Raw genomic sequence first — 9,611 nt, forward strand, 5'->3', positions numbered from 1 at the left:
CAAGGTTCCGTGAGAGCAAGAGGTGTGCAAAGGCCGCCGTCCCGCCCCCGGCGGGTTTTTGATGCCCATCGGCTCGCCTATGCCAGGGCATCCACCCGGGCCGCCGCCTCGAGGTCTAGCCGGGTCACCCCACCTGCCGAATGGGTTACGTAGGCCACCCTCACCTTACCCCAGCGAATTTCCAGGCTATCTGGATGATGATCGGCCCGCTCGGCATCGAGCGCCACCTTAACCGCAAACGCCACGCACTCAGGATAGCTGGCAAAGGTGAAGGTCTTCTCCAGCCTTCCTTCGAGCAACGCCCACCCCGGTAGGCCCTGCAAACTTTCCCTGACGGTCGCTTCGTCCAACCGGCTTGTCATAGGCCCTCCTTACATCTAAGGATTCTGATTTGCACGGCAGAAAAAAAAGTGTGCTATACTCCGCGATGGCGCTTTTTTTGGGCCGGTGTCCCCGAGCCGCCCAAACAAAAGCAATTCACCTTATGCATCAGCGTTGGTAGGCGCTGCTGCGCAATGGAGAGAGCTGTGTTCAAGACCTTTGTTCCTGAACCCAAGGAACCCGGCTGGGTTCTGATCGACGCTGCAGGCCAGCCCCTAGGCCGGGTCGCTTCCCGCATCGCCGCCGTGCTGCGCGGCAAGCACAAGCCTGAGTTCACCCCCAACATGGCCATGGGCGACTGCGTGGTGGTCATCAACGCCGACAAGGTGGTTTTGAAGGGCTCCAAACCCCGCACCAAGGTCTATACCCACTACTCGGGCTACCCCGGCGGGCTGAAGCGCACTCCAGCCGCGGTGATGCTAGCTGAAAAACCGGTCAAGGTAGTGGAACACGCGGTCAAGGGCATGCTGCCCAAAGGCCCCCTGGGGCGCACCATGTTCCGCCGCCTCAAGGTTTACGCTGGCCCCAATCACCCCCACGCGGCCCAGAAACCGGTTAAGATGGAGGTCAAATAATGGAGCAGTACTACGGTACGGGCCGGCGCAAAACCAGCGTGGCTCGAGTTTTCTTGCGCCCTGGCAGCGGTAAGATCGAGGTTAATGGCCAGCCTTTCACCGATTACTTCGGTGGCCTGTTCAAGGCGGTTTCGGCTCTGGAGCCCCTACGCCAGGTAGATGCCAGCAACCGTTTCGACGCCTACATCACGGTCAAAGGGGGGGGCAAGGCTGGCCAGGTCGACGCCATCAAGCTGGGCCTGGCTCGAGCCCTGGTCAACTACAACCCCGACCTGCGGGCCAGGCTCAAGCCCACGGGCCTGCTGACCCGCGACGCTCGCGAGGTCGAACGCAAAAAATACGGCAAGCACAAAGCCCGTAAGGCTCCCCAGTACAGCAAGCGCTAGCCACCTTCCCTCCTGCCCCCGCCCAAAGGCGGGGGTTTTTGCTTTAAAACAGGCCAGAACGCAGCGTATGCTTTTTCACAGCGAAGCCTTCATTGGCGGCTCTACCCCAATTTCGCCTAGGGTGTAGAGACCCGCCACTGGCTTTGCGCGGAGCAGAATCGCTCGAGCCACAAAACCTTGGGTTTAGCTGCCTAATCGTGCAAGAAATCCAGCACGCTGCGCACCAGAAGCTCCACGCCCAAGGGTAAGGCCCGCTCGTCGTCAATCCAGAAGCCGGGGTGGTGGTGGGGCCGGTTTCGGCTGGGGTCGGGGTCGCCCGCGCCGAGCCAGAAGTAAACCCCAGGACAGCGGTTCAGGAACTCCGCCATATCGTCGCCCCCCATCACCGGGGGCACCTCCAACACGCCCTCCTCGCCTACCACCTGCCGCGCTACCTGGCGGAAACGCTCCACCATGACCGCGTCGTTCACTACCGCCGGTGAGCCCGGCAGCCAGACCACCTCGGCGCTACCGCCCATGGCCAAAGCGATGCCCCGGCTGAGTTCCTCGATGCGACGGATGAGTTTCTCCCGCAAGGCAGCGTCAAAGGTGCGCAGGGTACCCTTGAGTTCGGCGGTCTCGGGGATGATGTTGTGGGCCCCCTCCCCCGCTCGAAGCGTGGCGATGGTGATCACCGCAGTCTGGATAGGGTCGGTCTCCCGGCTGACCAGGCTTTGCAGGGCCACAATTATCTGCGAAGCCATGAGCACGGTGTCTACCCCTTCGTGGGGCATGGCCGCGTGGGCCCCTTTACCTTGAAGGTGAATGGTAAAGGCATCGGCAGCAGCCATCGAGGGGCCGGGCCTCACCCCCACCTTTCCCGCTGGCATCAGACTGTACAGGTGCAGCCCTACCACCCGGTCCACCCCCTCAAGCACACCCGCTTCCACCATGGGCCTGGCCCCAGCGACAATCTCTTCGGCAGGTTGAAAGGCAAAGCGCACCTCCCCCTCGAGCCGGTCTTTGAATCCCGCCAGTACCGCTGCCACATGGGCGGCAATGGCCGCATGCCCGTCGTGGCCACAGGCGTGCATGACCCCTGGGGTCTGGGAGGCGTAGGCCACCCCAGAGGCTTCCTGAATGGGCAGGGCATCGATGTCGGCTCGCACCAGCACGGTTTTGCCTGGCCTAGCCCCTTTCAACCGGGCCACCACCCCGGTCTGGGCTATCCCCCGGGTGACCTCGAGGCCCAGGCTTTCCAGGAACGCCGCCAGCTTGGCGCTGGTGCGCACCTCCTGGAAGGCCAGTTCGGGGTGGCGGTGAAAATCGCGACGCATCTCAATCAGGCTAGGGGTCAGTGCGGCGACGGCCTGGGTGATCTCCATGCCCCCTAGTCAAACATCCACCGACCCAGGCGTCAACCCACAGTATCTGCGCCTCGGCTGGGGAGTATGCTACAATCTTGAACTCGGTATAGATTTTGTTAGACTTGGGTCAAGACACACCTAGGCTAAGCAAAGGAGCCCAACATGACCCGACCCTGGCTAAAACACTACGACAAAGGCGTCCCGACAGAAATCGAGTACCCCGAGGTGCCGCTTTGGAAACTTTTGGAAAACACGGCCAGGAAATACCCCGACCACGTGGCCCTGGAGTTTATGGGCCGAACCATTGGGTACCGCCAGCTGTGGGAGTCGGTACAGAAATTCGCCGGGGCTCTGCAAGCCCAGGGCCTAGCCCCGGGCGACCGGGTGGCCATCATGCTGCCCAACTGCCCGCAATTCGTTATCGCCTTCTACGGAACCCTGGCTGCGGGCGGGGTCTGTGTAAATGTGAACCCGCTGTACACGCCGCGCGAGCTTAGGCACCAGCTCTCCGACGCTGGCGCCGAGACTTTGATCATCCTGGATTTACTCTGGCCCCGCTACGCTGAGATTGAGGCGGATGTGCCGGTCAAGCGGGTTTTCACCACCGGCATCCAGGACTACCTCCCCTTCCCCAAGAACCTGCTCTTCCCCCTCAAGGCCCGCCGGGAGAAGCGCTGGGTCAATCTGCCCCAACACCCCAAGCGGCTGGATTTCAAAAAAGCCCTGCAAAGCGCCGCTCCCATCGAGCAACCCTACAATGCCCAGCCCGATGAGCTGGCCCTGCTCCAGTACACCGGGGGAACTACCGGGGTAGCCAAGGGAGCCATGCTCTCGCACCGCAACCTGGTGGCCAATACTTACCAAAGCCTGGCCTGGGGGGGTGAGGAAGTGAAAAACCTCGAGGGCAAAGGGGTGATGCTGGGGGCCATTCCCTTTTTCCATGTCTACGGCATGACCGTGGCCATGAACTATGGCATCGCCGCCGGCTACAAGATTGTGCTGTTGCCACGCCCCGAGGTCAAACCCTGCATCGAGGCCATCGAGAAGCACGGGGTGACCCACTTCCCGGGGGTGCCCACGCTCTATGTAGGCTTCAACAACTTCCCCAACATCGAAAAGCGCAAGGTGGGCACGGTAAAAGTCTGCATCTCTGGCTCAGCCGCGCTGCCGGTGGAGGTCACCAAGAAGTTTGAGCAGCTCACCGGCGGCAAACTAGTGGAGGGCTACGGCCTGACCGAGGCGGCCCCCTGCACCCACTGCAACCCCCTCACCGGCCAGCGCAAAATCGGCAGCATCGGGATACCCATGCCGGGGGTGGATGCCAAAGTGGTGGACGAAAACCTGCAAGAGCTGCCTCCCGGCCAGGTGGGGGAGCTGGCGGTGCGGGGCCCCAACGTGATGCTGGGCTACTGGCAGCGGCCCGAGGAGACCAGCAAAGCCATCAAAATCGACTGGTTGCTCACCGGCGATATGGCTCGCATGGACGAAGACGGCTACTTCTACATCGTGGATCGCAAGAAAGACATGATCATCGCGGGTGGGTACAACATCTATCCCCGCGAGGTGGAAGAGGTGCTGTACGCTCACCCCAAGGTGGCCGAGGCCGCCGTGGTAGGGGTGCCCGACGAGTACCGGGGCGAGACGGTGGCGGCCTTCATCGTGCCCAAACCCGGCCAGGAGCTGAGCGAGGAGGAACTGGATCAACACTGCCGCGCCAACCTGGCAGCCTATAAGGTACCCCGCATCTACGTCTTCCGCAGTGAGCTGCCCAAAACCGCTGTGGGCAAGGTTCTGCGGCGGGAACTACGCGAGGCTTTACTAAAGGAGCGCAACAAGGTGGGAAGCTAATACCGGGGTGGCATCAGGCCAAAAAGGCATCCACCCTCGAGCGCCGCACGGCTTCAGCAAAGGCTTGGGCGGCCTCCTCTACCTCGGCCTCGGTGGTGAAACGCCCCAAGCTAAAGCGCACCGAGGCCCGGGCTTCGGCCCGGCTGCGCCCCAGGGCCAGAAGCACATGGGAGGGCTCGAGGCTCCCGCTGGCACAGGCTGAGCCAGCCGAGGCCGCCACCCCCAACAGGTCCAGATTGAGCAGAAGCGCCTCGCCATCGGCGCCCTGCACCGTCACATTGACGTGCTTGGGGCTACGCAGGGTGGGATGGCCGTTGAGCACAACCCCTGGTAAGGCCAGCAGGCGCGACTCCAAAAGGCTGCGCAAGCGAAGCAGGCGGTTCGATTCCTCCGGCATGAGAGCCACCGCTTTCTCGGCAGCCAGGCCCATCCCATAGACCGCGGGCAGATTTTCCGTACCGCCGCGGTAGCCCTGCTCCTGCTTGCCTGGCAGCAAAGGGAAAAGCTCCAGGCCCTTGCGCACGTAAAGCGCCCCCACCCCTTTGGGGCCGTAAAACTTGTGGGCGGCAATGGAAACTAGGTCAGCGCCCAGCTCCTCCACCCGGCAGGGCACGGTACCAAAAGCCTGCACCGCATCGGTGTGCAGCACCACCCCCCGCACATGGCACAGCTCGGCTACCGCCTGGATGGGGTAGAGCGTACCAATTTCGTTGTTGACCGTCATGAGCGAGACCAGGATAGTCTCGGGACGTAGCGCCTCGGCCACCTGCTCGGGGTAGATCAGGCCATGCGCATCAGGCTTTAGCAAGGTGATGGTGAAGCCCAGCCGCTCGAGGTTTTTCAAAGCGTTGAGAACCGCGGTGTGCTCGAGGGCGCTGCTTATAATGTGCCCTCGCCCTAAAGCCAGGGCCACCCCTAAAATGGCCAAAGCATCCGACTCCGTTCCCCCCGAGGTCAGGATTAGCTCGCGGGGCCGGCAGCCCAAAGCCCAAGCTACCCGCTCCCGACCCTCTTCCAACAGATGGCGGGCCTGACGCCCGTAGGCGTGCACCGAGCTGGGGTTGCCAAACACCTCCCATACCCCCTCCATCCCCTGGCGCACCTCTGGGTCGAGGGGGGTAGTAGCGGCGTAGTCGAGGTAGATCATTGGGGCGCAAAGCGGGCTGGGGTGGGCTCGAGCTGCACCAGCCGGCGGGCCTCAATCTGGCGGCGCTCTTCGATCAGGTCCTGCAGGGTGGTCTGGCGCAGCACCCCCCGCATGGCCTCGTCTACCCGCTTCCACAGGTTTTCGGTGGAACAGTGACCGGTCTGCCAGCAAGAAGCCGGGTCGTCGAGGCAGAGTACCGGGGCTAAGCTACCCTCCAAAGCCTCTACCACCTCCAGCGCGGTGATCTGGTGGGCAGGCCGGCCAATGCGGTACCCCCCCTTAGCCCCCCGCACACTGCGAATAAAGCCTGAGCGGCGAAGCTGCGCCGCGATTTGCTCGAGGTAGTGCTGGCTAATCCCCTGGGCCTCGGCCACCTCTTTGAGGGGCACCGCCGCAGGTTGACGCAGGCCAATCTCCACCAAGGCTCTTAGGCCGTACTGGGCTTTGGTTGAAACCCACATGTCTTCAGTATAAACTCGCAAAAGCTGTAAGGAATAGAGGGGTTTTCACCATTGCCCCGATACTTCCCTAACGCCGCCGCAGCAGGGCCAGGGCAAACAAAAGGGCCTGGGTAAGCACAATGGCGCTACCTGCGGGTACATCGAACCCATAGGCTGCGGCCAGCCCAGGTAAAACCGAGAAAACCCCCAAACCCACCGACCACAAGGTCATGGCAGCAAAGGTGGGGCTCAGCAAGCGGGCTGTGGCCGCAGGAATGACGATAAAAGCCGCCATCAGAACGATGCCTACCACCTTGACCGAGACCACCACCACCAAGGCCACCAGGGCTGAGAGCAGGTAGTCGTGCAGGGCTACCGGCAGCCGGTCGGCCAGGGCCAACTCACGGTCGAAGGTAGCGTAGGCCCAGGCCCGCCAAAGCGGCAAGAGCAACAAAACCAAGAGGGCCAGCCCCACCATTACCCCCAGGTCGGTGGGGGTCACGGTAAGGATGGAGCCAAATAGATAGGCTACCGCATCGGGGGCAAAGCCCTGGCGCAGGGACATAAAGAGCACCCCTAGGGCCACCGAGACGGCAAAAAAGATGCCGATGGCCGTATCATCGCCCAGATGGCTCTGCTGGCGCACCCAGGTGATGGCTAGGGCCACCGTTACGGCAAAAGGCAGGGCCACCCATAAGGGTTCCTGGTTCAGCAAAAGCCCCAGGGCCACCCCGGCAAAGGCCGCATGGGCCAGCCCGTCCCCCAGGAAGGAAAGGCGGCGCTGCACCACCAACACCCCCAGGTAGCTGGTCAAAGCCCCCACCAAAAGCCCTGCGGCCAAAGCCCGCTGGATAAAGGGAAGCTGCAGGGCCTCTAGCATCAGCGCCCCTCCATCGCCAGGCCATGGGCATGGCCTACATGCCCGAAAGCCTGGGCTAGGCAGGTGTGACACATCACCTCAGCAGGAGGGCCGTAGGCAATGACCCTGCGATTGAGCAGCAGCACCGCCGAGGCGTGGTGCTGGGCCGCTTCCCAGTCATGGGTAATCATGAGAACAGTGGCCCCTGAGCGCCGCTGGTAAGCCTCGAGGTAGCGGTACAAATCGGCCTCCCCCAGCACATCCACCCCGGTTGCGGGTTCGTCGAGCAGAAGCAGCCGGGGCTGGCGAATGAGGCTACGGGCCAGATAAACCCGCTGTAACTCGCCTCCGGAAAGCCGCCCCAGCCGCCGGTAGGCCAGGTGGCCCGCCCCAACCTGCTCGAGCATAGCCTGGGCCTTTGCCCGCTCCTGTGGGGTTAGGCGGAAGGGCCATCCCCGGCGCAGCCCAGAGACCACCACCTCCAGCGCCAAGGCAGGAAAGCTGTGGTCAAAGCTTTTGACCTGAGGCACATACCCTACCCAGTCCGCTGGCACCTGCTCCGGCGGGCGGCCCCAGACCCGCACCGTGCCCGATACACGGGTAGGGGCATCCCGCAGGGCCCCTGGGGAAATGCCTAGGAGGGCTTTGAGCAGGGTGCTTTTGCCTGCCCCATTGGGCCCTACGATGGCCACAAAAGCCCCCTGGGGAACCTCGAGGCTCACCTCCTCTAGGGCCTGAAACTCGCCAAACCGGACGCTGAACTGCTGCAGGGTTGCCGCCACTGCGGTCATATCTTCGTGATAATACACTATCAATAGACTTGGGCGAATGCCTCTTTGCATCTTGCGCCATAGCCAGCGCAGCCCAGGGCCGCTTAAGCTGAAAGCGTGCAGCTCGCTTTTGGACTAGCCGCTTGGTTGTGGCTGACCCCCCTGGTGCTGGGCTTGGTCTGGTGGTGGTATCGCCGCCGACAGCCTCCCCTGCGGAGGGTGGCTGGACTTTGGCTCTGGCAGAAGGCCCTGCGCAAAGGGCAGGCCCGCCGACGCTTCGATCTGCGGCTTTTTTTGCTGCTGCTGGCCGCGCTATTGGGAACGCTGGCCCTGGCCGAGCCCCGGGTTCTACTGAACCGCCCGGGAGCCTTAGTGGTAGTGCTGGACACCTCGGCCTCAATGGCCGCCACCGACGTAAACCCCAGCCGGCTGGAACAGGCCAAAGTCATGGCCCGTGAGCACCTCAACGCCTCGCCCCAGGCCGTGCTGGTGGCGGCAGGGCCCACCCTCCAGACCTTCGGCCCAGCCCCGGGGCGGGCGCTGCTAGAGGCCCTCGAGGGCCTCCGACCTGCAGCCGGCGGGGCCGACCTGGCCGCCGCAGCCGCCAGAGGCCGGGCCCTTTTGCCAGGCGCACCGGTGCTGGTCATTGCCGACCAGCCCCCTCCGCCAAACAGCCAGGGCTACATCAACGTGGCAGGCCACGGCCCCAACGTGGGGATCACGGCCATAGGCCCAGGGTTTGTGGCGGTGGGCAACGCTGGGCCAGGGCTGTGGCGAGGCGAGGTTCAGGTCAATGGCGAGCGCTACTCTCTCGAGGTTCCCGCCCGCGGCTACAGCAGCTTGGAGGTACCTGCCGAGACCCTCAACGCCCAAATTCTGGGCCAAGATGCGCTGGCCTTAGACAACCAGGCCCGCTTTACCCGGCGCGCGGTGCGGGTGGAGGTGGCTAGGCCCTGGCCCGCCCTCGAGCGCCTGCTGGCCCTGCTGGGTGCCCGGCGGGGCAGCCCCGCCGAGATCGCCTTCGCCTCTGGCCCGCCCCGCAGCGAACCCCACTTGTTCACGGTCTTCTTCGCTGAAGAGGCCACCGGCTCGGCACTGGTCTTCGACCTGGAGCGCACCCTCCCCTACCTGCGCGGGATCGAACTGGTGGGCTACCGCCTGCCCATCCCCCCTCCACCCCAGGCCCCCAACTGGCGCCCCCTGGCTACCGACCAAGACGGCCAAGCCCTAGCCTGGTACCACCCCAACGGCCTCTACCTGCCCCCGCCGCAAAGCCTGCAAGACCTGCCGGCTTTTCCCGTGCTTATGTTCAATCTGGTAGCCCCCAAAGGCGAGGTCTATAACGGCCTGCTCAGCCCCGAGGAAACCCTACTGCCTCGCCCCCATCCCGACCAGCCCCTTCCCCCCAGCCTCACCCTGGCCCTGGCCCCTTGGCTGGCCCTGCTGGCGGCCTTTCTGCTGGCCTTGGAGTTTTACTTCTTCCAGTACCGCCCAGCCCGCGCCCGCCTGGAGACCGGATTGGCTTCTTAGGCCCCGCGGGATATGCTCGGAGCATGAACCGCGTATTGCTGGGTGTGCGAGGAATGGAACGCCCCGAACAGATCGAGAAGGTCAGCAAGGCTTTGCGCCAGCTCGAGGGGGTTGTGCAGGTGCGGCCTGCTGAAGTGGGCCAGCTCGAGGTGGAGTACGACCCTCACCGGCTCACTGTAATGGATCTGATCCGCGTGGTGCGGGAACAGGGCTTTCTGGCCGGGATGCTCTAATACCATAACAAAGCCATCGTAGAGGTCTCGCTTGGCCACTCAACGGTGCGGGTCAACCACTGAACCCGGACAAACACATGTGAGACTCTAAGCTGG

General features: G+C 63.6%; 11 protein-coding genes. 5 read left to right on the top strand and 6 right to left on the bottom strand.

Annotation, left to right across the window (positions count from 1 at the left end; genetic code table 11):
• Positions 1–77 precede the first annotated feature (77 nt).
• The gene (locus G552_RS0102605) at positions 78–362 is read right to left on the bottom strand and encodes a 4a-hydroxytetrahydrobiopterin dehydratase (RefSeq protein ID WP_027881601.1); all 285 of its coding nucleotides are present in this window, start codon (positions 360–362) and stop codon (positions 78–80) included.
• 153 nt (positions 363–515) lie between these two features.
• Here G552_RS0102605 and rplM point away from each other — a divergent pair, with 153 nt between their 5' ends.
• Together rplM and rpsI are read left to right on the top strand one after the other, a co-directional pair.
• Positions 516–956, top strand: a complete 441-nt coding sequence (gene rplM, locus G552_RS0102610; RefSeq protein ID WP_036270169.1) for a 50S ribosomal protein L13 — start codon at positions 516–518, stop codon at positions 954–956.
• Positions 956–1,342 carry a 30S ribosomal protein S9 gene (gene rpsI, locus G552_RS0102615; RefSeq protein ID WP_027881603.1) on the top strand — a complete coding sequence of 129 codons (387 nt, stop codon included), beginning with the start codon at positions 956–958 and terminating at the stop codon, positions 1,340–1,342. The genes rplM and rpsI overlap by 1 nt, the downstream gene beginning before the upstream one ends.
• Positions 1,343–1,533: 191 nt before the next feature.
• On the opposite strand, the gene G552_RS0102620 is transcribed toward rpsI, so the two are convergent.
• Positions 1,534–2,706 (bottom strand): M20 metallopeptidase family protein, encoded by a 1,173-nt coding sequence (locus G552_RS0102620; protein ID WP_027881604.1) that lies wholly within the window; start codon positions 2,704–2,706, stop codon positions 1,534–1,536.
• A 144-nt stretch (positions 2,707–2,850) separates the two neighbouring features.
• Between G552_RS0102620 and G552_RS0102625 the strand changes: the two genes are divergently transcribed.
• The gene (locus G552_RS0102625) at positions 2,851–4,536 is read left to right on the top strand and encodes a long-chain-fatty-acid--CoA ligase (RefSeq protein ID WP_027881605.1); all 1,686 of its coding nucleotides are present in this window, start codon (positions 2,851–2,853) and stop codon (positions 4,534–4,536) included.
• A 13-nt stretch (positions 4,537–4,549) separates the two neighbouring features.
• On the opposite strand, the gene G552_RS0102630 is transcribed toward G552_RS0102625, so the two are convergent.
• The 4 genes from G552_RS0102630 to G552_RS0102645 form a co-directional block, all read right to left on the bottom strand.
• Positions 4,550–5,683 carry a cysteine desulfurase family protein gene (locus G552_RS0102630; protein ID WP_027881606.1) on the bottom strand — a complete coding sequence of 378 codons (1,134 nt, stop codon included), beginning with the start codon at positions 5,681–5,683 and terminating at the stop codon, positions 4,550–4,552.
• The gene (locus G552_RS0102635) at positions 5,680–6,144 is read right to left on the bottom strand and encodes an RrF2 family transcriptional regulator (RefSeq protein WP_027881607.1); all 465 of its coding nucleotides are present in this window, start codon (positions 6,142–6,144) and stop codon (positions 5,680–5,682) included. The genes G552_RS0102630 and G552_RS0102635 overlap by 4 nt, the downstream gene beginning before the upstream one ends.
• Positions 6,145–6,211: 67 nt before the next feature.
• A complete protein-coding gene (locus tag G552_RS0102640; protein ID WP_027881608.1) occupies positions 6,212–7,003 on the bottom strand; it encodes a metal ABC transporter permease in 792 nt (263 codons plus the stop codon).
• Positions 7,003–7,773 (bottom strand): metal ABC transporter ATP-binding protein, encoded by a 771-nt coding sequence (locus tag G552_RS0102645; protein WP_027881609.1) that lies wholly within the window; start codon positions 7,771–7,773, stop codon positions 7,003–7,005. Before G552_RS0102645 ends, G552_RS0102640 begins: the two co-directional genes overlap by 1 nt.
• 96 nt (positions 7,774–7,869) lie before the next feature.
• On the opposite strand from G552_RS0102645, the gene G552_RS0102650 reads away from it, so the two are divergent.
• Positions 7,870–9,282 (top strand): vWA domain-containing protein, encoded by a 1,413-nt coding sequence (locus tag G552_RS0102650; protein WP_027881610.1) that lies wholly within the window; start codon positions 7,870–7,872, stop codon positions 9,280–9,282.
• Positions 9,283–9,305: 23 nt separating this feature from the next.
• On the top strand, positions 9,306–9,515 hold the full coding sequence (locus tag G552_RS0102655) for a heavy-metal-associated domain-containing protein (protein WP_027881611.1): 210 nt from the start codon (positions 9,306–9,308) through the stop codon (positions 9,513–9,515).
• The last annotated feature ends 96 nt before the right edge of the window (positions 9,516–9,611 follow it).

Source organism: Meiothermus rufus DSM 22234, assembly GCF_000423425.1.
GTDB lineage: Bacteria > Deinococcota > Deinococci > Deinococcales > Thermaceae > Meiothermus > Meiothermus rufus.

Excerpts from the sequence above, each read along its gene's own strand:
- G552_RS0102625 (WP_027881605.1), top strand. The coding sequence starts at position 2,851 with ATGACCCGACCCTGGCTAAAACACTACGACAAAGGCGTCCCGACAGAA.
- G552_RS0102620 (WP_027881604.1), bottom strand. The coding sequence starts at position 2,706 with ATGGAGATCACCCAGGCCGTCGCCGCACTGACCCCTAGCCTGATTGAG.
- G552_RS0102630 (WP_027881606.1), bottom strand. The coding sequence starts at position 5,683 with ATGATCTACCTCGACTACGCCGCTACTACCCCCCTCGACCCAGAGGTG.
- rplM (WP_036270169.1), top strand. The coding sequence starts at position 516 with ATGGAGAGAGCTGTGTTCAAGACCTTTGTTCCTGAACCCAAGGAACCC.
- G552_RS0102640 (WP_027881608.1), bottom strand. The coding sequence starts at position 7,003 with ATGCTAGAGGCCCTGCAGCTTCCCTTTATCCAGCGGGCTTTGGCCGCA.
- G552_RS0102655 (WP_027881611.1), top strand. The coding sequence starts at position 9,306 with ATGAACCGCGTATTGCTGGGTGTGCGAGGAATGGAACGCCCCGAACAG.
- rpsI (WP_027881603.1), top strand. The coding sequence starts at position 956 with ATGGAGCAGTACTACGGTACGGGCCGGCGCAAAACCAGCGTGGCTCGA.
- G552_RS0102635 (WP_027881607.1), bottom strand. The coding sequence starts at position 6,144 with ATGTGGGTTTCAACCAAAGCCCAGTACGGCCTAAGAGCCTTGGTGGAG.
- G552_RS0102645 (WP_027881609.1), bottom strand. The coding sequence starts at position 7,773 with ATGACCGCAGTGGCGGCAACCCTGCAGCAGTTCAGCGTCCGGTTTGGC.
- G552_RS0102605 (WP_027881601.1), bottom strand. The coding sequence starts at position 362 with ATGACAAGCCGGTTGGACGAAGCGACCGTCAGGGAAAGTTTGCAGGGC.